At 67.5% G+C, this 22,679-nt stretch carries 22 protein-coding genes; 9 read left to right on the top strand and 13 right to left on the bottom strand.

What is annotated here, in order from left to right; all coding sequences use genetic code 11:
• Positions 1–53: 53 nt before the first annotated feature.
• The 3 genes from ACOCMH_RS09740 to ACOCMH_RS09730 all read right to left on the bottom strand — a co-directional run bounded on the left by ACOCMH_RS09740 (position 54) and on the right by ACOCMH_RS09730 (position 2,219).
• Positions 54–746: an alpha/beta hydrolase gene (locus ACOCMH_RS09740; protein ID WP_427306783.1), complete on the bottom strand. Its 693-nt coding sequence runs from the start codon at positions 744–746 to the stop codon at positions 54–56.
• Positions 747–857: 111 nt separating this feature from the next.
• Positions 858–1,142, bottom strand: coding sequence for a hypothetical protein (locus ACOCMH_RS09735; RefSeq protein ID WP_010812500.1), 285 nt, complete (start codon positions 1,140–1,142; stop codon positions 858–860).
• 150 nt (positions 1,143–1,292) lie between these two features.
• A complete protein-coding gene (locus ACOCMH_RS09730; RefSeq protein WP_427306782.1) occupies positions 1,293–2,219 on the bottom strand; it encodes an alpha/beta hydrolase in 927 nt (308 codons plus the stop codon).
• Between the two features lie 353 nt (positions 2,220–2,572).
• Here ACOCMH_RS09730 and ACOCMH_RS09725 point away from each other — a divergent pair, with 353 nt between their 5' ends.
• The 4 genes from ACOCMH_RS09725 to ACOCMH_RS09710 all read left to right on the top strand — a co-directional run bounded on the left by ACOCMH_RS09725 (position 2,573) and on the right by ACOCMH_RS09710 (position 5,488).
• Positions 2,573–2,959 (top strand): hypothetical protein, encoded by a 387-nt coding sequence (locus ACOCMH_RS09725; protein WP_427306781.1) that lies wholly within the window; start codon positions 2,573–2,575, stop codon positions 2,957–2,959.
• 271 nt (positions 2,960–3,230) lie between these two features.
• Positions 3,231–3,797, top strand: coding sequence for a TetR/AcrR family transcriptional regulator (locus ACOCMH_RS09720; protein WP_427306780.1), 567 nt, complete (start codon positions 3,231–3,233; stop codon positions 3,795–3,797).
• 388 nt (positions 3,798–4,185) lie between these two features.
• Positions 4,186–4,692: a copper resistance protein CopQ gene (locus ACOCMH_RS09715; protein WP_427306779.1), complete on the top strand. Its 507-nt coding sequence runs from the start codon at positions 4,186–4,188 to the stop codon at positions 4,690–4,692.
• A 208-nt stretch (positions 4,693–4,900) separates the two neighbouring features.
• Complete coding sequence (locus ACOCMH_RS09710) at positions 4,901–5,488, top strand: TetR/AcrR family transcriptional regulator (RefSeq protein WP_427306778.1); 588 nt, start codon at positions 4,901–4,903, stop codon at positions 5,486–5,488.
• On the opposite strand, the gene ACOCMH_RS09705 is transcribed toward ACOCMH_RS09710, so the two are convergent.
• The 8 genes from ACOCMH_RS09705 to ACOCMH_RS09670 all read right to left on the bottom strand — a co-directional run bounded on the left by ACOCMH_RS09705 (position 5,474) and on the right by ACOCMH_RS09670 (position 14,646).
• Positions 5,474–6,226: an alpha/beta fold hydrolase gene (locus ACOCMH_RS09705; RefSeq protein WP_427306777.1), complete on the bottom strand. Its 753-nt coding sequence runs from the start codon at positions 6,224–6,226 to the stop codon at positions 5,474–5,476. The two genes, ACOCMH_RS09710 and ACOCMH_RS09705, sit on opposite strands and share 15 nt — an antisense overlap.
• Positions 6,223–7,242 carry a M14 family zinc carboxypeptidase gene (locus tag ACOCMH_RS09700; protein WP_427306776.1) on the bottom strand — a complete coding sequence of 340 codons (1,020 nt, stop codon included), beginning with the start codon at positions 7,240–7,242 and terminating at the stop codon, positions 6,223–6,225. Before ACOCMH_RS09700 ends, ACOCMH_RS09705 begins: the two co-directional genes overlap by 4 nt.
• A gap of 4 nt (positions 7,243–7,246) precedes the next feature.
• The gene (locus ACOCMH_RS09695) at positions 7,247–7,948 is read right to left on the bottom strand and encodes an HAD family hydrolase (protein ID WP_427306775.1); all 702 of its coding nucleotides are present in this window, start codon (positions 7,946–7,948) and stop codon (positions 7,247–7,249) included.
• 139 nt (positions 7,949–8,087) lie between these two features.
• Positions 8,088–8,975: a LysR substrate-binding domain-containing protein gene (locus ACOCMH_RS09690; RefSeq protein WP_427306774.1), complete on the bottom strand. Its 888-nt coding sequence runs from the start codon at positions 8,973–8,975 to the stop codon at positions 8,088–8,090.
• Positions 8,976–9,131: 156 nt separating this feature from the next.
• Positions 9,132–11,288, bottom strand: coding sequence for a phosphocholine-specific phospholipase C (locus ACOCMH_RS09685; protein WP_427306773.1), 2,157 nt, complete (start codon positions 11,286–11,288; stop codon positions 9,132–9,134).
• 51 nt (positions 11,289–11,339) lie between these two features.
• Positions 11,340–11,573 carry a hypothetical protein gene (locus tag ACOCMH_RS09680; RefSeq protein ID WP_427306772.1) on the bottom strand — a complete coding sequence of 78 codons (234 nt, stop codon included), beginning with the start codon at positions 11,571–11,573 and terminating at the stop codon, positions 11,340–11,342.
• Between the two features lie 97 nt (positions 11,574–11,670).
• A complete protein-coding gene (locus ACOCMH_RS09675; RefSeq protein ID WP_427306771.1) occupies positions 11,671–13,725 on the bottom strand; it encodes a LamG-like jellyroll fold domain-containing protein in 2,055 nt (684 codons plus the stop codon).
• Between the two features lie 174 nt (positions 13,726–13,899).
• Complete coding sequence (locus ACOCMH_RS09670) at positions 13,900–14,646, bottom strand: GntR family transcriptional regulator (protein WP_427306770.1); 747 nt, start codon at positions 14,644–14,646, stop codon at positions 13,900–13,902.
• Positions 14,647–14,826: 180 nt separating this feature from the next.
• Between ACOCMH_RS09670 and ACOCMH_RS09665 the strand changes: the two genes are divergently transcribed.
• The 5 genes from ACOCMH_RS09665 (at position 14,827) to ACOCMH_RS09645 (ending at position 21,495) form a co-directional block, all read left to right on the top strand.
• On the top strand, positions 14,827–16,047 hold the full coding sequence (locus tag ACOCMH_RS09665) for a pyridoxal-phosphate-dependent aminotransferase family protein (protein WP_427306769.1): 1,221 nt from the start codon (positions 14,827–14,829) through the stop codon (positions 16,045–16,047).
• 110 nt (positions 16,048–16,157) lie between these two features.
• Positions 16,158–17,462, top strand: a complete 1,305-nt coding sequence (locus ACOCMH_RS09660; protein WP_427306768.1) for an MFS transporter — start codon at positions 16,158–16,160, stop codon at positions 17,460–17,462.
• Positions 17,463–17,548: 86 nt separating this feature from the next.
• The gene (locus tag ACOCMH_RS09655) at positions 17,549–19,069 is read left to right on the top strand and encodes an amidase family protein (RefSeq protein WP_427306767.1); all 1,521 of its coding nucleotides are present in this window, start codon (positions 17,549–17,551) and stop codon (positions 19,067–19,069) included.
• A 114-nt stretch (positions 19,070–19,183) separates the two neighbouring features.
• Positions 19,184–20,632 carry an MFS transporter gene (locus ACOCMH_RS09650; RefSeq protein WP_427306766.1) on the top strand — a complete coding sequence of 483 codons (1,449 nt, stop codon included), beginning with the start codon at positions 19,184–19,186 and terminating at the stop codon, positions 20,630–20,632.
• 89 nt (positions 20,633–20,721) lie between these two features.
• Positions 20,722–21,495: a fumarylacetoacetate hydrolase family protein gene (locus ACOCMH_RS09645; RefSeq protein ID WP_427306765.1), complete on the top strand. Its 774-nt coding sequence runs from the start codon at positions 20,722–20,724 to the stop codon at positions 21,493–21,495.
• 19 nt (positions 21,496–21,514) lie between these two features.
• On the opposite strand, the gene ACOCMH_RS09640 is transcribed toward ACOCMH_RS09645, so the two are convergent.
• Positions 21,515–21,670 carry a DUF2474 domain-containing protein gene (locus ACOCMH_RS09640; protein ID WP_427306764.1) on the bottom strand — a complete coding sequence of 52 codons (156 nt, stop codon included), beginning with the start codon at positions 21,668–21,670 and terminating at the stop codon, positions 21,515–21,517.
• On the bottom strand, positions 21,670–22,677 hold the full coding sequence (gene cydB / locus ACOCMH_RS09635) for a cytochrome d ubiquinol oxidase subunit II (protein ID WP_427306763.1): 1,008 nt from the start codon (positions 22,675–22,677) through the stop codon (positions 21,670–21,672). The genes ACOCMH_RS09640 and cydB overlap by 1 nt, the downstream gene beginning before the upstream one ends.
• Positions 22,678–22,679 lie beyond the last annotated feature (2 nt).

The following is a 22,679-nucleotide window of genomic DNA, read 5'->3' as shown; positions in this document are numbered from 1 at the left end:
GCGGCTTGGTGCGGGCCGGCGCAGCTGGCCGGCCGTGGTCTTGACGAAGGGGGTCAGGCGGACGCGGTGCCGGCCTGCGCCAAGCGCGAAGCCAGCCAGGCGCCGAGGTCGGCAATCTCTTCCAGGCAGACCGAATGCCCCATCGGATAGGTGTGCCACGTCACCGAATTCGGCCGCGCCTGCACAAAATCACGAGCGGCCACGCCGAGGGCCAACGGCACCACTTCGTCCTGGGTGCCATGGGCGGCGAACACCGGCGTAGCCGCGTTGGCCGCGCTGGCTTCGGCAGCGAGCGTCGACGGTGCGGGCATGTACGTGGATAGCGCGACGATACCGGCCAGCGGCTCGGCGTGGGTCAGTCCCGTCGTGTAGGCAATGGCACCGCCTTGCGAAAAGCCTGCCAGCACGATGCGCGCGCTCGGGATGCCGCGCGCATTCTCTCGTGCGATCAGGGCGCGAATGGCATCGCAGGAAGCGCGGATGCCGGCCTCGTCGGCGCGGCGGCCTGCCTGGTCGAGGGAAACGATGTCATACCAGGCCGGCATGACATAGCCACCATTGCAGGTCACCGGGATCGCCGGGGCATGCGGAAAGATAAAGCGTATGCCGGGCGAGGCCGGCAGCCGCAATTCCGGTACCACCGGGGCGAAGTCACTGCCATCGGCGCCCAGTCCGTGCATCCAGATGACGGCGCAGACGGGATTGGGCGCGGTTTCAATTTCGATCGCGGGCAGCAGTTCGCTCATGGGGCCGGTTCCTGTGGAGGGTCTGTCTGCGCCATGTGGGCGTCAGGCAGCGCGAGTATCGCACAGGTCCGGGCCTGCCTTTGCCGCATGCTGCCCCGGCATGGGCCCGCGTCAGGCCGCCGACGGAACGATTGGCACCGTGGTCAGGCCGGGCGTGCGTGCCGGCAATTCGGGCATGGCCGGCGGCGTGGCGCGGCGCTTGTCGACCACGTCTTCCACGCCCTTGGCCGCGACATCCTCGAGGAACGCCACCATGTCGCGGTAGTAGGCCACCTGCATCTGTGCCTCGAGCAAGCGCCGTTCGGCCTGGAATAGCGTCAGCCTCATGTCTTGCAGTTCCCTTTCGGCGATTTTTTCCGGGGTCGGTGGACTGAACAAGTTTGCAAGCCAACGCATGGCAGTACCTCCAGTGCTGTCAACAGCGAGTTTGCGTGCTTTCGCCATGAGGACAAATATAGACAAGAAATCGATAATGCGTCCCTCGGGCACTTGGCCGTGGCGCCTCGCCCACAAGGATGATTGCCGCTTGCCGGACTCTACGTTAGATTAATCGGCCATGATGCTGCCGGCATCGCGCGCTTGCTGCGACGGCGCTTCCGCGCTGGCCGCCTGTGCGTGCATGAAGCGCAGGATCGGCGGCCAGAACGTGTCGATATGCTCGGGCAGTATGGCCGCATCGTGCGGCATGGCATCGTGCATGACCAGCGCATGAAGATGCCTGGCAGCGCTTGCAACGCGTTCAGCGTGGGGCGGCACGATGACCACGTCGTCACGGCTGTGCACGACCAGCAGCGGCCGTTCCAGCTTGCTTGCGCGCGCCGCGTTGTTCCACGGATCCGGCAGCAGCCACGCGGCCCATGCGGGGATACGGCCGGTTTGCACCGCGGCCAGCCGCGCCGAGCTGAATCCTGCGGCAATGACATAGCCATCCGGCTGCGGAGCGAAACGCCGCGCCACGTCAAGCAGGATGCCCGAGCCCAGCGAATGTCCCAGCACCACGCGCCGTTTCGAGTGCGGGGTGGCGGCGATGAACTGCCCGTAGGCAGCCAGTGCATCCTGCCGCAGCCGGCGCACGCTTGGCCGCCCGGTGCTGCGCCCATAGCCGCTGTAATCGAACACGTAGGAAGCGATCCCCGCATCGGCCAGCATGGCCTGCACCGGCGCCCAGTCCGGCACGCATTCGTTGTCGCCGTGGCACACCATCAGTGCCGGTGCTTCGGCGTTTGCCACCGGCATGAAGGCCGCGTGCAGGGTGCGGTCCCCGCTGGCGAAGGTGGCGTGGCGCACCGTCGGGGTGGAATTGTCAGGGATGCCGGCGTTGCTTGTCTCATCCTTCGGCGTGACAAACGCTTTGCGTTCCAGCGCACGAAACAGCAGATGCCGCGCCACACCGGCCGCCACGGCCATGCCGGCGGCCGCGGCCAACCAGCGGTGACGGACGGGGCGAGGAGGGTGGCTGGGGTCAAGGCTCATGGATGGCGCCGCGAAAGGATTCTCTTCAGGCTAGCAGGCAGTGGGCGGCGAGTGAAGAACGGTTCATTTGAATGCGCTTCCGATTGCCGGATATCACCCCTATCGCTCCGATAGATATCTTTTCCCTTGACTATCTACCTACCAGTAGATAGCATTGAGTCCATGGCACCGCTGCACTGTCCGGCGACAGCGAAAGGCACCAAGATGTGGCGATTCCATGGCATGACCTAGACGGTCATTTTTTCAGGCCCGGAAATCTATCTACTAGTAGATGCGAGCCTGAAAGGCGACCCCCGAATAGCCACTGATATCGAATTGACGCGATCCGAACCATCGCACCCCAGGAGCCCATCATGACCAAGACCACCAAGACCCTGATCACCGCCGCCACCCTTGCCGCCGCGCTCGTGAGCGGTGTGGCGCAAGCCGCCAGCGTGCAGGACAACGCCGGCGACAAGTACGGCTACAGCTATCGCGTCGGCAGCGCCGACGCCTTTACCGACGGTGCCCGCACCGGCAAGTTCGACCCGTTCACGGAAGGCGCGCGCAGTGGCAAGTTCGACCCGTTCAGCGAGGGCGCGCGTGTTGGCAAGACCGACCCGTACACGGACAGCTTCCGCACCGTGGCTGGCCTGGACCGCAGCGGCGTCTCGTCCGAGCCGGCTCGCAGCTTCGATCCGTACACGGACGGCGCGCGCGTCGGCAAGGCTGACCCCTATACCGACGGCGCCCTGGCCTGATTGCTGCCGGCACTGGCCGGCGGCCCACCACTTACGATGGCGGCCCGGGGCCGCTGTCCGATGGAGTCCATCATGAGTTTGCGTGACAGCCTCTTGCTGCTTGGCGGATGGCTGGTACTCTGCGTGACGAGTGGCTCGATGATCACCTTCGCCGCGCAGGTCCTGCCTGGCTAAAGTCCATGTAGTGCACAGTGCCCCAAGGCTAGGGAATTACCCCAGCCTCGGGGCATTTCAACTTGAGCGTCTATCTTCGCGTAGATAAACTGATCGCATGAAGACTCAATCCGTACGCGAGCAGTTGCTCGAGCACACCCTGATCCTGATCCGCCGGCGCGGCTTCAACGGCTTCAGCTACCGCGACCTGGCGGAGCTGGTGGGCGTGAAGACCTCCAGCATCCACTATTACTTTCCGACCAAGGAAGACCTGGTCCAGGAAGCGGTGAAGGAATACAGCGCCCGCCTGGCCGAGCGCATCAATGCCATCGACACCAAGCTGCCGGTCACCGAGCAGGCCGCCATCTACCTGGCGCCATTCCGCGCCAGCTGCGGCTCGGACCAGATCTGCCTGTGCGGCATGCTGTCCACCGAGACGCTGTGCCTGCCTGAGACCGTGCACAAGATGCTGCAGGGCTTTTATCTGCTGAACGAGCAATGGCTTGCCGGGCTGCTGGAGCGCGCACAGCCACACCGCAGCACGCCATTCCCGGTGCCGCCGGCGCGGCTGGCGCAAGTGGTGTTCGGCTCGCTGCAGAGTGGGCTGATTGCGGCACGGCTGTTCGGGACGTCGGACCGTGTCGAGGCCGCTGCCGATACGCTGATGGCCGCCGTAGCCGGTTGAATTTGCGCGCGCTATCCGTAGCGCGTCGGAAGCCGTCATGGGGTGCAAGCCGCATGACGGTTTTTTTATGTACGCACAGCTGGCGGGCGCGGTTTCCAAAACCGTTTGAAAACAACGGCTTGACGCGTCATCGTGGATCACTATCGGGGCCATAGAAAAGTTTTTCCTTGACTGTCTACCTAGTAGTAGATAGTATTCAGTCCATGGAAGCGCAGCACCGCTAGCAACCAGCGACACCAGGCGGCACCGGCGATCCCATTGCACGACCGGCAGAGGTCTTTTTTTTGAGACCGTCCATCTATCTACTGATAGATGCGGAATCAAAGAAAAGGCTGCTCGAACAACCGAATTGACGCGATCCCGAACCATCGCACCCCAGGAGCCCATCATGACCAAGACCGCCAAGACCCTGATCACCGCCGCCACCCTTGTCGCCGCGTTCGCCGGCGGCGTGGCGCAGGCTGCCAGCGTGCAGGACAACGCCGGCGACAAGTACGGCTACAGCTATCGCGTCGGCAAGGCCGATGCCTTTACCGACGGTGCCCGCACTGGCAAGTTCGATCCGTTCACCGAGGGCGCGCGCAGCGGCAAGTTCGACCCCTTCACCGAAGGCGCACGTGTCGGCAAGGCTGACCCGTACACCGACGGCGCGCGCACGGTCGCGGCCACGGTGCCGGCCGACAGCTACGGCTATAACTACCGCAGCGGCCAGGCCGATCCGTTCACCGACGGCGCCCGCGTTGGCAAGTTCGACCCGTACACCGATGGCGCCCGCACGCTAGCCGGCCTGGATCGCAGCGGCGTGTCGGCTGCGCCGGCCCGCAGCTTCGACCCGTACACGGATGGTGCGCGCGTGGGCAAGGCCGACCCCTATACCGACGGCGCCATCGCCTGACAGCCGGCCGGCCACGCGCCGGCCATCGAAAACCACAGGGCCGCCACGGCGCGGCCCCGCTTCAGGAGTTGATCATGCGTTGGCGTGACACTGCGCTGATCCTGGGCGGATGGGTAGGCCTTTGCCTTGTAAGCGGGTCGCTCATCACGCTGATCGCACAAACGCTGCCGGCCTGAATGGCGCGGCGGCAAGCCGAGGAGTGGATGCCATGAACACCCCAACCGTACGCGAGCGACTGGTCGAACACGCGCTGGTGCTGATACGCCGCAGGGGATTCAATGGCTTCAGCTACCGCGACCTGGCCGAACTGGTCGGCGTCAAGACCTCGAGCATCCATTACTACTTCCCGTCCAAGGACGACCTGGTGCTCGAAGCGGTGCGCGAATACAGCGCGCGCAAGCGGGCACGGCTGCAGGCCATCGATACCACCCTGCCGTGCGCCGAGCAGGCGCGGCGATACCTTGAGCCGCTGCGCGCCGGCGCCTGCACCGACCAGGCCTGCGTGGTAGGTATGCTGTCGGCCGACGTGCTGGCCATGCCTGAGGCCGTGCGCGCCGCGATGCAGGACTTCACCCGGCTTAACGAGCAGTGGCTGGCGCGCCTGCTCGAACAGGCAGCCGCGCGAGGCGCGGCGCCGTTTCCGCTGCCGCCGCAACAGTTGGCTCAGGTGATATTCGGCGCGCTGCAGAATGGGCTGACCAGTGCGCGGCTGTTCGGCACGTGGGAACGAGTCGATGCCGCGGCGGCGCTGCTGGCCAGCACCATGCCGGTAGAGGAGGCGTTAGCCGAAGCCTGATCCGGCGCGCGCGACCGCATCGCATAGCCACTGCGGATCGTCGTGCGGCAGGTCATGGCCGGCCCAGTGGTGCGTCAGCAAGGGCACGTGCCAGGCCTGCGCGATGCGCGCCGAGCACGCCGGGTTGACCAGTCGGTCTGCCGCGGAAGCCAGCAGCAATACCGGACAACGCGGCGGCTTGGCGGGCGCGCAGTAGCGCGCGGCGGCCAGCAATTGCGCCAGCGCGGCCTGCCGGCTGACCGGTGCGTCGGCCGCGATGGCTTGCCAGTGCGCAAGGTCGCTGGCCAGCGTGTCGGTGCGCGCGCAAGTAATGGCATGGATGGTCCGCTCGCAGTACGCGCGGTCGTCCCAGTGCTGCGCCACGCGCAGCAGCTTGCCCCAGTTGCGCGGACGCAGGCGCTGCGTTGGCGTGCAGAAGGGCCGCATGCTGGTGTTGACCAGCACCAGGCCGCCGACTTCCTCCGGATACGCGCTGGCCCACTCGGCCGCGGTCATCGCCCCCAGCGACATGGCCAGCACGCGGTACGGTCCCGGCACGCCGGCGGCGGTCAGCTGGCGCCGCACCGCCGTCACCATCTCCCGAACGCTCCACGGCGCGGGCTGCGCCGACAGCGCGCCATTGCCAGGCAGGTCAGGCAACAGCGGGCGTCCCAGCCCGGCTGCTTCCCACTGCGCCGGCAACGTTCCCCAGTGGCGCGATTCGCGCGTCAGTCCCCGCAAGAACACCCATCGGCTCATGGCGGCTCCGTGTGCCAGTGCGCGCGTGCCTGTTGCAGCAGTTCGTCGCGCTGCACGCCGCGTGGCAGCCACCGTTCCGGCGCATAGGCGATGCGGCCGAGAAAGTCGAACAGGCTGACGTGTCGCCGCAGCACGCGCGCGGTGCGGTGCGCCTTGATCGGGTTGAAGATGCCGTCGCGCGAGAACAGCTGGCGCGGGTTTTTCTTGATCCACAGCCACGAGCCCAGCTCCAGCGTCATCGGCAGGAACAGGTTGCCGCGCGGGGCCAGGTCATAGGCATGGTCCCACAGGTCGCCGTGCAGCAGGTACTGGTGGCTCTGCGGCTCAAAGGTGTAGCCATGGTGCGGGTGGGCCTGCTCGAACAGGGTCTTGAGCAGATACATCTCGGGCAGGTGGGCCATCGGGCGGCGCGTGCGCGCGTACGGAAACCAGATGCTGTCGCGCCAGCCGTAGCCGGAATGGCAGTCCACCGCAAAGCTGAGCGGGCGCGGCAGCAGTTCCTGCTGGACCACGCGCAGCAAGGCGCTGCTTTCGGCCTCCATCGGCGCGCCGGCGGCGCCGCGGTACCACGGCAGCCAGGCGCCGATGCGCTGCCCGCCGGCCAGGAAGGGCACGGGTGCGTCGGCATCCTGCGGGCCGTTGCGCATCAGGTCGACGCCGTTGGGATTGGCACGCGTGCCGGCCCACATGCCGCCGGGGTTGACGATGGGCATGAATACCAGCCGCACCGATTGCAGTTCGCGGTGCAGCAGTTCATCCCACGCGAGGCGGCACAGCACGGCGCGCAGGTAATCCAGCACCAGTTGCGTGCCGATGCGCTCCAGCCCGTGAATGCCGCCGAAGATGCCGATGGCCGGCGCGCCCGGGTCGCGGCAGCCGAGCGTGGCGACATGCACGCCGAAGCGGCGGCCCTGCACCGTGGTCTCGCACACCACCCGCGTATCGAGCACGTGGCTGCCGGCATCCAGCAAGGTCAGCAACTGGTCATATTCAGGAAAGCCGGCGCGCGGGTGCATGGGTTCAGGCGGCCGGCATGCCGGGCGCAGCGAACAGCTGCATGACCGGCCAGCCGCGCGCCCCGGCCGCGTCGCGCAAGGTCGGGTCCGGATTGACGGCGACGGGGTGGCCGACGCTTTCCAGCAGGGGCAGGTCGTTGCGCGAGTCGCTGTAGAACGTGGCGTGGGCCAGCGCGGTGTGCGCCAGGCCAAGCGTATCGAGCCAGGCCAGCACGCGCAGTACCTTGCCCGGTCCATAGGCGGGCACCCCGGCCAGCGCCCCGGTGAACTCGCCGTGCACGTCATGCTCTGCCTCTACCGCCAGCAGGTGCGGCACGCCCAGTTCCCGCGCAATTGGCTCGGTGATGAAGCGGCAGGTGGCGGTCACGATGCAGCACAGCTCGCCGGCGCCGAGATGGCGGGCCAGCAGGTCGCGCGTGGCGGTCGGGATGGCGGGCACGATCACGTCGCGCATGAACTCCGCGCGCCATTGCGTGAGGCGCTGGCGCGGATGGCGCGCCAGCAGCCCCAGCGCAAAGCGCGCATGGGCGGCGAAGTCCAGGCGTCCGGCCTGGTAGGCGGCCAGCCAGCGCGCGTTGTGCGCGTCGATCTCCGCGGCATCGGCGCCGCCCACGGCGACGAGGTATCGCGCCCATTCATACTCGCTGTCCAACGGCAGCAGGGTGTGGTCCAGGTCGAACAGGGCAAGGCGAGGTGCGGCAGGCATGCAGGAGGGCTCCGAAGGCGAAACCGCCAAGCTTGGCGCGGCGCGGTGACCGCGCAGTGATGAAGGACTGAAGTTTTCCGATGCCGGCATCGGCGCCATCATGGCCGCAAGCCCGCGCGCTCTTTCACCAGCGCGCGCTTCAGGCAGCATGGGCCGTGGTGGCCGGGTCATCCCGCGCCACGCAGTCCAGGAAGGCGCCGACCAGCCGCGTTTGCCGCCGGCTGCGCAGGCAGTACAGGTATTCGTGCAAGACCGGCGCGCCCGACGCAAACGGTACCACGCGCAGCAGCGGGTCGCGCGGCACCTCGCCCAGCGGCACCACGCTGGCGCCCAGGCCCTGGCGGATCGCCTCGTAGATGGCCTCGCGGCTGCCGATCACGGTATGCGGCGGCAACTCCAGCCCGCACGCCGCCAGCGCGGTTTCGGTGGTCTTGCGCGTCATCGAGCCATGCTCGCGCACCAGCAGGTGGCAGCCGCGCAACTGCGGCAGGTCGATCTGCGCAAGGCGCGCCAGCGCATGGTCGGGATGCGCCACCAGCACCATCGGGTCGCTCGCCAGCCGGATGCAGGCGAGACGGTCATCGTCCACCGGATGTGAAGACACTGCGGCATCGATACGGTATTCGAACAGTGCTTCGAGCATTTGCTGCGAATTGCCGATATCCAGGCTCACGTCGATCGCGGGGTAACGCTGCCGGAACGCCGCCACTGCGCGCAGGATGTAATACGGCCCGGTGGCGCCGATGCGCAGGTTGCCAAAGCGCAGGTTGCCCGCGTTGCGCAGCAGGTAGTCGGCATTGCCTTCCTGCTGCATCAGCTGCTCGACCACCGGCATCAGTGCCACGCCCACGTCGCTCAGGTCGACGCGGCTGGCGCGGCGGTGGAACAGCTCCACGCCGTAGCTTTCCTCCAGCTGGCGGATGCGCCCGGTGACGGTGGGCTGGCTCACGCGTAGCTGCCGGGCCGCCATGGTGATGCTGCCCTGGCGCGCCACTTCGAAAAAGGTCATCAGCAGGTCGCCTAGCATGGTTATCCGCACGGAGTTGGGGGGGAACGTCCGGACCGGCCCGGACGACCGCGCAGTCTAGCGGCCCAATATGACAAAACGGCTACGCCCGCCCGGGCCGGATCCGCCTTGGATCGGCCGGGGCGGGACTGGGGTTGCGCCAGGCCGGCGGTCGCGTCAGCCGGCCACGCCCATCGCCGGATCGGACACGCCGTCCTGGCCGGTTTCTATGCGCCCGGCAAAGCGGCGCGTAAAGCCGCCCTGCGCGGTGGTCACGGTGAAGTCGTACCAGTTGCCCTGGCGCGCCACCGGCCAGTGCTGCTGCAGCTGCATGCCGGCGGGCACTTCGTAGGTCCAGGGGCCGTCGGTGCGGTAGGCGTTGGGCTGGACGGTGAAGGTGCAGGGCGCGCTGCCGGTATTGATCATGTCCACGTACACCGCGGCGTTGGCGATGTCATAGCAGACCCGGATCTCCGGCGCGCTGGCGCCCGCCGCCGCCACCGCCGCCACGTCGCCGCGGAAGGCGCGGTGGAAGCCGTTGGGGCCCAGCACCCACAGGTCGTACTTGCCGCTGTCGGTGGCAAAGACGTCCCAGCTGCCATGCAGTTCCTTGCCCGGCTCGACCATATAGCGGCGCGGCACGCGGTCCAGGTGCAGCCGGTCGTAGACGTGGAACACGGCCGCCGCGGTGCCGGTGTTGCTGAACAGCAGCCACACCGCGCGCTGGTCTCGCGCGTCTTCGCGGGCGCTGACGTGCAGTTCATAGGGCAGGGCGCGGGACGGGCGCGTGCCGGAGTCTTGCTGCGGCATTTGCTGGCTGCCAGCCGGGGGCAGCGGCACTTGGGGCAGCACGCCTTGCGCGGTGCGGATGGCATCGGCGCTGGCCTTGTCGCGGCTGGGCAGTGCCGGCAGCGGGTTGGTGTTCGGGCTGACGAAATTGAAGGCCGAGGTCAGGTCGCCCGCCACCGCGCGGCGGAAGCCGCTGATATTGGTTTCCGCCACGCCGAAGCGGGCTTCCAGGAAACGCAGCACCGAGGTGTGGTCGAACACCTGCGAGTTGACCCAGCCGCCGCGGCTCCACGGCGAGACCACGTACATCGGCACGCGCGGGCCGGGGCCGTAGGGGTGCTTGTCGACGTGGTACTCCGGCCTGACCTGTTCCGGGTCGAGCGTGGTGGCGCCAGCCAGCGTGTCGCCGTCATAGGCGGGCGCGCATGGCGGCGGCACGTGGTCGAAATAGCCGTCGTTCTCGTCGAAGTTGATCAGCAGCACGGTCTTGCTCCAGACCGCGGGATTGGCGGTCAGGGCATCGAGCACTTCCTGCGTGTACCAGGCGCCCTGCACCGGGCTGGACGGCCCGGGGTGCTCCGAGTACGTGGCCGGCGCCACGATCCACGACACCTGCGGCAGCTTGCCGGCGGCAATGTCGTCGCGCAACGCCTGCAGGAAGCCACCATCGGGCATGGTGTTGGCCACGCCCTTGAGCAGCGGGCTGAACGCGTCGTCGGCGCTGGTGTACGGCGGATAGGGGCTGCCGTTGGCCTGGTTGCCGCGTGCCGCATTGGCGTCGCGATATTGCTTGAAACCCGCGAGCGGGTTGTCGGTGAAGTTGTCCGGCATGTTCTGGTAGACCTTCCAGCTCACGCCGGCGCTTTCCAGGCGCTCCGGGTAGGTCTTCCAGGTATAGGGGGTGTTCGAGCCCGTGAAGGAGTCGCCGCTGTTGTCGATCACCGGACCGCCAAAGTCGCCGCCGGGATCATTGGTGCCGGTCCAGTGGAACAGTCGGTTGGGGTTGGTGCCGCCATGGAAGCTGCAGTGGTACGCGTCGCACAAGGTGAAGGCATTGGCCAGCGCCATCTGGAAATCCAGCTCGGCCTCGGTGTAGTAGCCCATCGACTGGGTCTGCTTGTAGGTGGGCCACTTGTTCATGCGGCCCAGGTCCCAGGCATTCTGCGCATCCGGGTAGGAGTGCGGGGTGCCGCTGACGCGCTGCGCGTTGCCGGCGCCGCTGTCCAGGTGGTAGGGCAGCACGGTGCGGGTGGTGCTGCCGTTGGTATAGGTCTGCTGCCAGACGTTCAGGCCGCCCGCCAGCGGGATCGGGAAGCGGTCGCCAAAGCCGCGCACGCCACGCAGCGTGCCGAAGTAGTTGTCGAACGAACGGTTCTCCTGCATCAGGATGACCACGTGCTCGACATCGCGGATGGTGCCGGTGGCGTTGTTGGCCGGGATCGCCAGCGCGCGGCGGATCGATGGCGGGAAGGCCGCCAGCGCAGCGGTGGCGGCGGCACTGCCGCCGGCGAGCTTGAGGAAGTTGCGTCTGCTTTGGGGGTTCATTGGATTCGGGTGCCGGATGGTTGCGGGGAGGGGTGACAGGCCGGGCCGGGTTCAGGGCGCGCAGCGCAGCTGCGGCTTGACCGCGGGGGTCTCGCCAGGCCGGTCGCTGCCGTTCCCCTGGCCGGGGTTGCCGCCGGTGCCGGGGGCGCCGGGCGTGATCGGCGCCGCGGTCGGGGCGCCGCTGGCGCTTTCGCCGGAATCGCCGCCGCAGCCAGCGAGCGCCGCGCTCAGCAGCACGGCGGCCAGCCAGTGCGGCCGCGCCAGGGTGGAGGGTCGGAAGGTCATGGTGTCAATCTCCTGCAGGAGGATCGGTGCGGGGAGGGGTAAGGCCGGCGGGGAGCCCGTTCCCTCGTGAAACGGGTGCCCCGCCGGATTCAGGAAGTCAGGGATTCAGGGTCGACAGCGGCTGGCGTGCGCCGGTGATGGCCTTCAGCTCGTCCAGCGTCAGCACGCGGGTCCACATCGCCAGGTCGTTCAGGCCCATCACGCCCTTGAGCGCGCCCGGGTTGTTGCCGACGTAGTTGTGGGTGGCATCGTCGTTCACGCCCCAGCCGGTGCCGAGCCCGGCGAGTTTGGTGACGTCGGTGTTGGCGATCGCCTTGTTCTCGGTCTTCTGCAGGCCCAGCACCGGATCGATGACGTAGGCGCTGAAGCGCTTCGCCGCCGCGTCCACCGACAGCGCCAGGTAGGCCCACTGGTTGGCCGACACCTTCATGCCGTTGATGTCGTCGCGCTTGCCGCCGCCGCTGCCCAGGTTGAAGCGGATCTCGCAGCTGCCGAACAGGGCGATGGCGATGCCCGCGTTTCCGCCCGAGATGTAGTTCTTGTTCGACAGGATGGGCTCGCCCGTGCCATTGCCCTGGGTGCAGTCGGTGCGGAACCACAGGCCGATGGTGAACTGCGGGCTGTGCGCAATATCGGCACCGTTGTGCGCCAGCTGGTAGCTGTCGATACGCGAGTCCAGCCGCAGCGACTGGCCGCTGAAGTTGTCGGCAGCGAGCGTGCCGCCGTCGACGCCTGCCGCCCACGGGCCCAGCGTGGCCGTGTGCTTCGCGTCGGCGAACGGCTTGCTGTCGAGGCTGAAGTACGTGGCCAGGCCATTGAGCAGCGAAGGCGCCAGCGTGACCGGCCTGACATAGTGGATCTGCGCCAGGTACGACACCGGCACGTCATTGCGCACCAGCGTGTAGTTGAACTGGTACAGGCCGGTGGGCATGTCGAAGGCCTTGTCGGTGAACTGCCGCACCTCGGGCCCCAGCGCGGCGATCTGCACGCCGTCACGCAGCACGCGCGTGACGCCGAAGGCGGCGCTCGGGTTCTGCCACGCCAGCGTGATGGCGTCGTTGTACTGGCCGATGGTGGCGCCGATGGCGCGCACGCCGGCGGTGGTGGTGGTCAGCGCGGAGCCGTCCAGCCGCATGGCCGCGGGGTCGAGCGCCACGCCGGCGTGGGCCAGCACGGTGGGGACGATATCGGCCTCGGTCGGCAGTGCGGACAGGTCTGCCGGCGTATCCGGCGCCGCGGCGCCGGGCTTGGCGAGGGCGCCGTTCAGGGTCTTGTTGGTGGCCAGGAACGCGGTGCGGTTTTCCACGGTGGGCACCGTAGTGGTGGCGCCGGTGGCATCGAGTCCGTGGCTGGTGGTGACCATCACCAGCCAGTCTTCGCCTGGGTGCGCCTGGCGGCGCGCCGCCACGGCGGCAAGCAGTTCGCCCAGCGCCTGGTCCATCGCGCCGAGCGCCGTGGCATAGGCGCCGTTGCCGAAGCCGCTGTCTTGCGCCGCCCGGGCCGGAGCGCTGTACTGCGCGAACACCACGCCGTAGCCTGACCGCACTTGTTGGATGGCATTCTGCGTGACACAGCTATCCACGCCGGCGCAGTCAACCAGCGTATCGAGCATGCCCGTTTCCTGCCCGGTCTTGAGCAGGCCTGGCAGCGTTGGCGAACTGGTCGACGCGCCTTGCTGCAGCCCTGGCTTGCCGGCCGCGCGCAGATACTGGAACACGGTGGGCGCCCGCAGCGCGGTGCTGCCGGTATCGTCGTCGATACCATGGCGGTTGGCCCAGGCGCCGGTCAGTACCGTGGCCCAGCTGGGGGCGTCGAGCGGCGGCTGGGCGGTGATGGTGCCGGGCATGCCGCCGGTGGCGGTCGGCACCAGGTTCAGGCTGGCCAGGTTGGGCAGCTCGCGCCGCAGCACCGCGCCTTGCACCTGCGCGTAGGTGGCGCCGTCCACGCCGACCAGCAGTACGCGCGGGCCGCTGGCGCGGTCGGGCTCGGGGCCTGGCTTGCTGGTGTTGGCGTCATTGGGTACGGCGGCCGGCGCGCTGTCATCGCCGCCGCAGGCCGCCAGCGTCGCGGCCAGCATGACGACCGCGGTGCCGGCCAGCACGCGGGCGCGTGCCATTCCCGCCAGCCCGCCGGGTGCAAGGTTCCCTGCCATCTTTCATTCCCCTGTTCATCTGCGTTGTTGTGCGCCGGCGAGGGCCGCCTGGCGGATTGCGTTTGCCGCAATGCGCTCGCAGAGTAAGAAGCGGGGTTGTCACCGTGGTGACAGCGGGGCAAAGAATGCTGATGGGGCTATTCGGATTCTTGAGAAGACCAACGCGATGGCATGCTACGCCTGCGGCGTGTCGTGGGCCTCTCCGGCCTCGATGGCCTCGGCGCTCGCGCCCGCCTGCATCAACAGCACCGCGTCGCGCTTGTCCAGCAGGTGCTGGCGCAGGATCGCGGCAAGCCGTTTGCCGTCGCGGGCTTCGAGTGCGGTCAGCATCTCTTCATGGTCATGGATGGCGCTGTCCCACTTCGGCTTCCGGTAGTTGGAGCGGAAGCGCAGCGCCTGCAGCCGCCGGTTCACCGACAGGTAAGTCTGGCGCAGCGCCGCATTGCGGGCCGCCAGGTTGATGCGGTCGTGGATCTGGTGGTTCAGTCGGTAGTAGCCCGGCAGGTCTTCGTTGGCACGGCAGGCCAGCATTGCATAGTGCAGCGCCTTGAGCTCGGCCAGTTCGACGGCCGTGATGCGCTCGCAGGCCAGTTCGCCAGAAAAGGCTTCCAGGTTGCTCAACAGCTCGAAGGTGTCCCGGATTTCCGTGGCGGACAGGCGCGCGACGCTCGCGCCGCGGTTGGGCGAGATATCGATCAGGCCTTCCGCCGCCAGCACCTTCAGGGCTTCGCGCAGCGGGGTGCGCGAGATGCCCAGGGTCTCGGACAGCTCGCGTTCGTTGAGCTTGCGCCCCGACGCCAGCGCGCCCTCGACGATCAAGGTGCGCAGGTGGGCGACCACGGTGTCGTGCAGGCGTTGCCGTTCGACCTGGGGCAGAACCCGGGCGGGGACAGCCGCTGTGGAATTGGCATCAGTTTGCATTCAAAACTGCCTCTTACGAAATTGAATTCAATTTTAGCAGACGCTTAATAGAGCGCAAGACTGCGCTGGAACCTTTGTGCGACCGGGTAAACACTATGGGAAGTTCGTCAGATTCCACCTGTTTTTTCTGCATTCCTTTGATAGAGTATTTTGAATTCAAAACTCAATTGAGGGAGATCCATGCTGAAACTCAACTTCCACCCCGCCGGCCGCCACTTCCTGCAGATCCCCGGGCCGAGTCCCGTCCCTGACCGCATCCTGCGCGCCATCAGCTACCCGACCATTGACCATCGCGGCCCGGAATTCGGCGCGCTGGGGCTGAAGGTTCTGGACGGGATCAAGAAGATCTTCAAGACCGCCCATCCGGTGGTGATCTATCCGGCTTCCGGCACGGGTGCCTGGGAAGCGGCGTTGTCCAACACGCTGAGCCCCGGTGACACCGTGCTGATGTTCGAAACCGGCCACTTCGCCACGCTGTGGAAGAAGATGGCCGAGAGCCTGGGCGTCCAACCTGAATTCCTTGGCTTGCCGGGCGTGGAGGGCTGGCGCCACGGCGTCCGGGCCGACATGATCGAGGCCCGCCTGCGCGCCGATGCGGGGCATGCGATCAAGGCGGTGTGCGTGGTGCACAACGAAACCTCGACCGGCGTGACTTCGGATATCGCCGCGGTGCGCCGCGCCATCGACGCGGCCGGACACCCCGCGCTGCTGCTGGTCGACACCATCTCCGGGCTGGCCTCTGCCGACTACCGCCATGACGAGTGGGGCGTGGACGTGACCGTATCCGGCTCGCAGAAGGGGCTGATGCTGCCGCCGGGGATCAGCTTCAACGCGGTCTCGCCCAAGGCCATCGAGGCTTCCCGCTCGGCCCGGCTGCCGCGCAGTTTCTGGGGCTGGCACGAGATCATCGAGATGAACCGGACCGGCTACTGGCCCTATACCCCCAGCACGAACCTGCTCTATGGCCTGTCCGAAGCCCTCGACATGATCCTGGAGGAAGGACTGGACAACGTGTTTGCCCGCCACCAGCGCCTGGCCGAAGCGTGCCGCCGCGCCGTCAAAGCGTGGGGCCTGGAAATCCAATGCGCCGATCCCGCGGTCTATAGCCCGGTGCTGACCGGCGTGATGATGCCCGAGGGCGTCGATGCGGACGTGGTCCGCCGGCATATCTACGAGCGCTTCAACATGTCGCTGGGCGCCGGCCTGGGCAAGGTCAAAGGTCGCATGTTCCGCATTGGCCATCTGGGCGACTGCAATGACCTGACCCTGATGGCCACGCTGGCCGGCTGCGAGATGGGCCTGAAGATCGCGGGGGTACCGGTCGCCGCCAGCGGCACCGTTGCCGCCATGGACTATCTGGCCGCGCATACCGTGCCGTTGTCGCTCAAGGCCGCCGCCTGACACGGCCATTCCGATCCGGAACCGGGCTGGCTGATGGCCGCGCCCGGCCGGACTGATCTCAACCGATCAGCGCAGCACTGCCGTACCTGACAAAAAAGAGAGGAGACGCTGTGGATACGACCCTGCAGGCGGGAACAAAGATCAGGACGTTCGAGGATGCGACCTATCGCAAGGTGAGCTGGAGGCTGGTGCCATTCCTGATGGTCTGCTTCCTGATTGCCTATCTCGATCGGGTCAACGTAGGTTTTGCCAAGCTGCAGATGTCGCAGCAACTGGGCTTCAGCGAAACCGTGTACGGGCTGGGCGCCGGGATTTTCTTCATCGGCTACTTCCTGTTCGAGGTGCCGAGCAACCTGGCCTTGCACAAGTTTGGCGCCAAGATCTGGATCGGCCGGATCATGATCACCTGGGGGATACTCTCCGCGTGCTTTGCGTTCGTGCAGACGCCAACCCAGTTCTACACGCTGCGGTTCCTGCTGGGCCTGGCCGAGGCCGGCTTCACGCCGGGCATCGTGTACTACCTGTCGTGCTGGTATCCGTCGCACCGGCGCGCCAAGATCATGGCGATCTACTGCATGGGCTCGCCGCTGTCCGGCATCATCGGCAACCCGCTGTCTGGCTACCTGATGGGCAGCATGGCCGGGGTAGGGGGCTGGGGCGGCTGGCAGTGGATGTTCATCGTCGAGGCGGTGCCGGCGGTGCTGCTTGGTTGCTTCTGCTTCTACTACCTGGACAACTCGATTGCGAAGGCCAGGTGGCTGACCAGCGACGAGAAGCAGGTGCTCGAGCAGGCCAAGGCGGAGGACGTCAAGGCGGCGGACCCGCAGGCGCGCGTCGGCAAGGTGTTTACCGATCCACGCGTGTGGCTGATCAGCCTGATCTGCTTCTGCTATGTCACGGGCCAGTACGGCATCACGCTCTGGCTGCCGACGTTCATCAAGTCGACCGGCGTCAGCGACCCGTTCCATATCGGCCTGCTGAGCGCGATTCCGTATATGGCCGCCATTGTCGCGATGTACTGTTTCGGGCGTAGTGCCGACAAGCATCGCGAGCGGCGCTGGCACCTGATCATCCCGTGCATGATGGGCGCGATCGGCTTCCTGGCGCTGCCCTGGGTCATGCACAACACCGCGCTGTCGCTGGTCTTCCTGTCGCTCGCCGCGGCCGGCATCCTGACCTGCACGCCGCTGTTCTGGTCCCTGCCGACGGCATTCCTGAGCGGCGCGGCGGCGGCCACGGCGATCGCCATGAGCAACTCGATCGGCAATCTTGCCGGCTTTACCAGCGGCTACATGATCGGCTACCTGCGCGACATGACCCAGAGCGGCAACAGCGCTTACTACATGATCGCGGGGATGCTGATGCTGGGCGCCTTCTGCATCTGGACCATCCCTGCGCGGCTGGTCAACCGCTAGCGGGACAAAGGGGGCGCGGCGCCGCAGCCGCGCTTCCCCATTCCTTCGCCAAACCTTCGCGCCCTTGCCGGCGCATGGACCTTCTCATGAAAACTCCTTATGAACCGGCGCCGGACAAGCCGGGCCAGCACGCGCCGTTCAGCGTCGTGGAAGCCACGGTTGCCGGTGCACATGCCGCGATGCGCGACGGCACGCTGACGGCGCGCCAGCTGACCGGTGCCTGCCTGGACCGCATCGCCGCCTATGACCAGCGTGGCCCCGCGCTGCGCAGCATCCTGCAGATCGCCCCGCAGGCCGTGGAACAGGCCGCCCGCATCGACGCCATGGCGGCGCACCCTCCATCGCTTGCGCCGCTGCACGGCATCCCGGTGCTGGTCAAGGACAACATCGAATGCGCCGGCATGGCCACCACGGCGGGCGCCGAATGCCTGCGCGGCAACCTGTCCACCGACGACGCCTTCGTCATCCGCCGCCTGCGCGCGGCCGGCGCCATCGTGCTGGCCAAGACCAACCTGCACGAACTAGCCTCTGGCGGCGAGACCGTCAGCACCCTGGGCGGGCAGACCCTGAACCCCTATGACCTGGCCCGTACGCCCGGCGGTTCCAGCGGCGGCACCGCGGTAGGCATCGCGGCCAGCTTCGGCGTGCTTGGCATTGGCACCGACGGCATCAATTCGATCCGCTCGCCGGCCTCGGCAAACAGCCTGGTCGGCCTGCGGCCCACCATGGGGCTGGTCAGCCGCGCGGGGCTGGTCCCTTGCGGGCTGACTCAGGACACCATCGGTCCGATCACGCGCACGGTCGCCGATACGGCGCGGCTGCTCGACGTGATCGCCGGCCATGACCCGGCGGACCCGGTCACCAGCCAAGGGGTGCCCCACATTCCCGCCAGCTATGCCGCCAGCCTCGACCGCGACGGGCTCAGCGGCGCGCGCATCGGCGTGCTGCACCACTTTTTCGGCCGCCAGGATGTGCACCGTCCCGTCAACGCGGTGATGGAGCAGGCGCTGGCGGTCATCGCTGCGCAAGGCGCCGAACTGGTCGCCATCGAAGACGCGATCAGCCCGGACGAGCTGCTCGCCTCCACGCTCGTGCACCACTACGAGATGGAGCGCGATCTCGACGCCTACCTGGCGCGGCTGGCACCGGGCGTGCGGGTGCGATCCCTGCAGGACATCATCGCCGCGGGCACCGTGCATCCCAGCGTGGCCGGCACGCTGGCCACCGCGGCCACGCTCAGCGGAAAAGACGACGAATACCGCGAGCGTCTGCAGCGCCAGCAGGCGTTGCGCCATTGGCTGCAGGACCTGATGGCACGGCATGGTCTCGACGCGCTGGCGTTTCCGCACCAGCGGCGCCTGGTGATGCCGATCGGCGAGACCCAGGCCGAGCGCAACGGTGTGCTCGCATCGGCCAGCGGCTTCCCGGCCATCGTCATCCCGGCCGGATTCTCGGCGCCGGAGCGCAATGCACCCCAGGGCGTGCCGGTCGGGCTGGAGTTGTTTGGCCTGCCCTTTACGGAACCCGTGCTGATCCGCCTGGCCTTTGCGGCCGAGCAGGCCTTGCGCGCGCGCCGGCCGCCGCATTCGACGCCTGCGCTGGAATAGGCGCGCACCGGACCGACGTTTTATCGCTGCTCTACAAATGCCGCCCGCTCGCTCGCTGGCGGCGACAAGGTCGCGGCCGCACCGCGACAACCTCGATCCGAGGAGGAGACAAAGATGGGCGCAGAAACCGTGGTTCAATCGCCGAATTCGCCGCAGCAGCATGAGCTGGACCGTGCCATGGATGGCATCGGCGTGACGGCCTCGCACAAGAAGATCATTTTCATGATCATGCTGGGCGTGATGTTCGATGTGTTCGAGCAGAATGCCGTCGGCCTGATCGGCCCGATGTTGCGCGAGCAGTGGGGCATTTCGGTGGCGCAGATCGGCTTTCTCAACACGCTGACGTTCAGTGCGGCCGCGCTAGGACGCATCGGCTCCGGCTATATCGCGGACCGCTACGGCAGGCGCACCATGCTGAGCGCCAACCTGCTGCTGTTCACGCTCGGCGCCATCATCTGCGCGCTGGCCCCGAACTATGGGGTGCTGGCCGCGGGCCGCTTTATCGTCGGCATCGGCCTGGGCGGGGAGATCTCGATCGCCGTGACCATGCTGGCCGAACTGTGCTCGACCCGCTTCCGCGGCACCGCGGTAGGCCTCGTCAGCGTCGGTAGCGGCGGCTTTGGCAACATGCTGGCGCCGGCCTTCGGCCTCGCGGTCTTCGCCATGTTCCCGGGGCCGGACGCCTGGCGCTGGCTGTTTGGCTGCCTGGTGCTGCCGGCGTTCTTCGTGGTGTTCTACCGGCGCTTTATCCCCGAGACGCCGCGCTTCCTGCTGTCCAAGGGCCGCGTGGACGAGGCCAACCGGGTGCTGTCGGTGCTCGCATCGGGCCGGCTGGGCAAGCTCGACGGCGAGCCGACGCCTTATATCAAGGCGGCGCTGCAGGACGAAGCGCCGCGTGCCAAGGTGCGGCTGAGCGATATCTTCAAGGGCCGGCTGGGACGCCGCACCATCGCGCTGGGCATTGCGGTGTCGATGACCTACGGCGCGCAGATCTCGGTGCTCACGCTGATGCCGACCATCCTGATGTCGCAGGGCTATACCATCTCCAAGAGCTTTCTCTTCACCATGGTGATGCAGAGCGGCAGCCTGTTCGGCGCGCTGGCGGCCTCGTATTGCGGCTATCACATTCCGCGCAAGCGGGTGCTGACCGTCGGTGCGGGCCTGGCCTGCGCGGCAGGGCTGTGCTTCGGCTTCCTGACGTATAACGTCGCGCTGGTGCTGCTGTTCGGCGCGGCCTTTACCTTCTGCGTGGTGTTGCTGAATACCTCGATCTGGATCTTCGCGCCGGAACAGTATCCTACCCATGTGCGCGCGTTCGGCACCTCGCTGATCCTGGCGCTTGGCACGCTGGCCGGGGCGCTGACGCCGCTGGTCAGCGGCCGCGTGTTCGAAACCTACGGCGTCGGCGGCATGTTCAGCATGCTGGCGGCCATGTATGGCGTGTTTGCGCTGGCGGTGCAATTTGCCCCGGAAACCTTCGGCCGCGCCATGGGCGAGGCGGACGGGGACGATGACGGCCAGCGCGCGGTCGGTGGCCAGGCCGCCAACGCCAGCGCGTCCTGAGCCATGCGGCGCCCGGCAGCGTGGTGCGTGCCTGCCGGGCGCGGCTTGCCAGGCCATGATCCAACCCTTCACAAGGAATGACACAAGGCATGACATCCACCCAGATCGACCAGATCGACCAGGTCGCCCAGGCCCTGCTCAGCGCAAGGCGCGAGCGCCGTTGCGCCGATGCGCAGCCGTTTGCCACCGCGCTCGAGAGCGCCGAACAGGCTTATGCCGTGCAAGCCATCGTCGCGCATTCGCTGGGCTGGCAAGCGCCGGGCGCCGCGTACTGGAAATCCGGCGGCCCTTCGCGCGGGGCCACGCTGACCCATGCGCGGTTGCCATCGGCCGGGGTCTGGACCAGTCCCGCGCAGGCCGGCGACTGGCCCTTCACGTGGCGCGGCATCGAGGCGGAGATTGCGCTGCGCCTGGGGCAGGGCGTGGACGCCGCGCAAGCCGCCAGCCTTGACTACGCCGGCGCGGCAGCGCTGGTCGAGGCGATGGCGGTGTCGATCGAAGTCGTCGACTCACGCTGGCAGCAGTATGTGGCCGCGCCCGCGCTGCTGAAGCTGGCCGACCTGCAGGCCCATGGGGCACTGGTGCTGGGAGCGTGGCGGGATTATGCCCCGCGCGACTGGTCCGCCCAGGCTTGCCGCGTGCAGATCGGCGCGCAGACGATCGAGCGCCGGGGCACCCATGCGCTGGGTGACCCCGCCTATGGACTGGTTGCCTGGCTGCGCCATGCCACGCGCGATGGGGCACGCGTAGAGGCCGGCACGGTGGTCACCACCGGTACCTGGGTCGGCATCCTGGATGCATCCGCGGGCGACCTGGTGAGGGTCGCGTTCGATGGCATCGGCGAGGCTTCGGTACAGCTCTGAAGCGGCTCGCAGCGGGGCGTCAGCTGTGGAAGCCCACGCCCCGCATGATCAGCCGCAGCAGCCACGCAGCCACGCCCAGCGCCGCCACGCTGGCAGCCCAGATCAGCACCAGCCAGCCGACGCGGCGCAGCCTGGTGCCGGAGCGGGTGGCGGTTTCCGTGTGCGGCGCGCTCATCAGTGATAGCCCTCGCCGTGGCGGACCTTGCCGCGGAACACGTAATAGGCCCACACCGTGTACATCAGGATGAAGGGGACGATGAACAGCGCCCCCACCAGCGCAAAGCCCTGGCTTTGCGGCGGCCCCGCAGCCTCCCAGATCGAGATCCCGGGCGGGATGATATTGGGCCAGACGCTGATCGCCAGCCCGCTGTAGCCCAGGAACACCAGCCCCAGCGCATACATGAAGGGCGAGAGATCGGGCTCGTGCCGCAGCGCGCGCATCAGCATGAACATGCACAGCGCCACCAGGATCGGCACCGGCGAGAACCAGAACAGGTTGGGCAGGCTGAACCAGCGCTCGGCAATCTCCGGGTGCGTCAGCGGCGTCCACAGGCTGATCACCGCGATCACCGCCAGCAGCAGCCATGCCAGTGTGCCGGTCAGCTTGATCATGCGCCGCTGCAGGTCGCCCTCGGTCTTCATGATCAGCCAGGTGCTGCCCAGCACCGTGTAGGCGACGATGAGGCCCACGCCGCAGAACAGCGGGAATGGCGCCAGCCAGTCCAGCGGACCGCCGGCAAAGCGGTGGCCTTCCAGCTTGATGCCGTCGATATAGGCGCCCAGCGCCACGCCCTGGAAGAACGTGGCCGTGGCCGAGCCCAGGATGAAGGCGGCATCCCACACCGGGCGCTCGCGGTCGTTGGCCTTGAAGCGGAACTCGAACGCCACGCCGCGGAAGATCAGGCCCAGCAGCATCAGCATCAGCGGCAGGTAGAGCGCGCTCAGCACCACCGAATACGCCAGCGGGAACGCGGCCAGCAGCCCGGCGCCGCCGAGCACCAGCCAGGTCTCGTTGCCGTCCCAGACCGGCGCCACCGTGTTCATCATCACGTCGCGGTCATGCCGGTCTGGCACGAAGGGGTACAGCATGCCGATGCCCAGGTCGAAGCCGTCCATCACCACGTACATCATCACGCCGAAGAAGATGATGACGATCCAGAGAAGCGAGAGATCGATGCCCATGG

This window comes from Cupriavidus sp. H39, assembly GCF_050271075.1.
Taxonomy (GTDB): Bacteria; Pseudomonadota; Gammaproteobacteria; order Burkholderiales; family Burkholderiaceae; genus Cupriavidus; species Cupriavidus necator_B.
This window is presented reverse-complemented; position numbering and strand designations above follow the sequence as displayed.

Bases quoted from the DNA above. Each gene is read 5' to 3' on its own strand.
- ACOCMH_RS09740 (WP_427306783.1), bottom strand. From the start codon at position 746: ATGAGCGAACTGCTGCCCGCGATCGAAATTGAAACCGCGCCCAATCCC.
- ACOCMH_RS09735 (WP_010812500.1), bottom strand. From the start codon at position 1,142: ATGCGTTGGCTTGCAAACTTGTTCAGTCCACCGACCCCGGAAAAAATC.
- ACOCMH_RS09730 (WP_427306782.1), bottom strand. From the start codon at position 2,219: ATGAGCCTTGACCCCAGCCACCCTCCTCGCCCCGTCCGTCACCGCTGG.
- ACOCMH_RS09725 (WP_427306781.1), top strand. From the start codon at position 2,573: ATGACCAAGACCACCAAGACCCTGATCACCGCCGCCACCCTTGCCGCC.
- ACOCMH_RS09720 (WP_427306780.1), top strand. From the start codon at position 3,231: ATGAAGACTCAATCCGTACGCGAGCAGTTGCTCGAGCACACCCTGATC.
- ACOCMH_RS09715 (WP_427306779.1), top strand. From the start codon at position 4,186: ATGACCAAGACCGCCAAGACCCTGATCACCGCCGCCACCCTTGTCGCC.
- ACOCMH_RS09710 (WP_427306778.1), top strand. From the start codon at position 4,901: ATGAACACCCCAACCGTACGCGAGCGACTGGTCGAACACGCGCTGGTG.
- ACOCMH_RS09705 (WP_427306777.1), bottom strand. From the start codon at position 6,226: ATGAGCCGATGGGTGTTCTTGCGGGGACTGACGCGCGAATCGCGCCAC.
- ACOCMH_RS09700 (WP_427306776.1), bottom strand. From the start codon at position 7,242: ATGCACCCGCGCGCCGGCTTTCCTGAATATGACCAGTTGCTGACCTTG.
- ACOCMH_RS09695 (WP_427306775.1), bottom strand. From the start codon at position 7,948: ATGCCTGCCGCACCTCGCCTTGCCCTGTTCGACCTGGACCACACCCTG.
- ACOCMH_RS09690 (WP_427306774.1), bottom strand. From the start codon at position 8,975: ATGCTAGGCGACCTGCTGATGACCTTTTTCGAAGTGGCGCGCCAGGGC.
- ACOCMH_RS09685 (WP_427306773.1), bottom strand. From the start codon at position 11,288: ATGAACCCCCAAAGCAGACGCAACTTCCTCAAGCTCGCCGGCGGCAGT.
- ACOCMH_RS09680 (WP_427306772.1), bottom strand. From the start codon at position 11,573: ATGACCTTCCGACCCTCCACCCTGGCGCGGCCGCACTGGCTGGCCGCC.
- ACOCMH_RS09675 (WP_427306771.1), bottom strand. From the start codon at position 13,725: ATGGCAGGGAACCTTGCACCCGGCGGGCTGGCGGGAATGGCACGCGCC.
- ACOCMH_RS09670 (WP_427306770.1), bottom strand. From the start codon at position 14,646: ATGCAAACTGATGCCAATTCCACAGCGGCTGTCCCCGCCCGGGTTCTG.
- ACOCMH_RS09665 (WP_427306769.1), top strand. From the start codon at position 14,827: ATGCTGAAACTCAACTTCCACCCCGCCGGCCGCCACTTCCTGCAGATC.
- ACOCMH_RS09655 (WP_427306767.1), top strand. From the start codon at position 17,549: ATGAAAACTCCTTATGAACCGGCGCCGGACAAGCCGGGCCAGCACGCG.
- ACOCMH_RS09650 (WP_427306766.1), top strand. From the start codon at position 19,184: ATGGGCGCAGAAACCGTGGTTCAATCGCCGAATTCGCCGCAGCAGCAT.
- ACOCMH_RS09645 (WP_427306765.1), top strand. From the start codon at position 20,722: ATGACATCCACCCAGATCGACCAGATCGACCAGGTCGCCCAGGCCCTG.
- ACOCMH_RS09640 (WP_427306764.1), bottom strand. From the start codon at position 21,670: ATGAGCGCGCCGCACACGGAAACCGCCACCCGCTCCGGCACCAGGCTG.
- cydB (WP_427306763.1), bottom strand. From the start codon at position 22,677: ATGGGCATCGATCTCTCGCTTCTCTGGATCGTCATCATCTTCTTCGGC.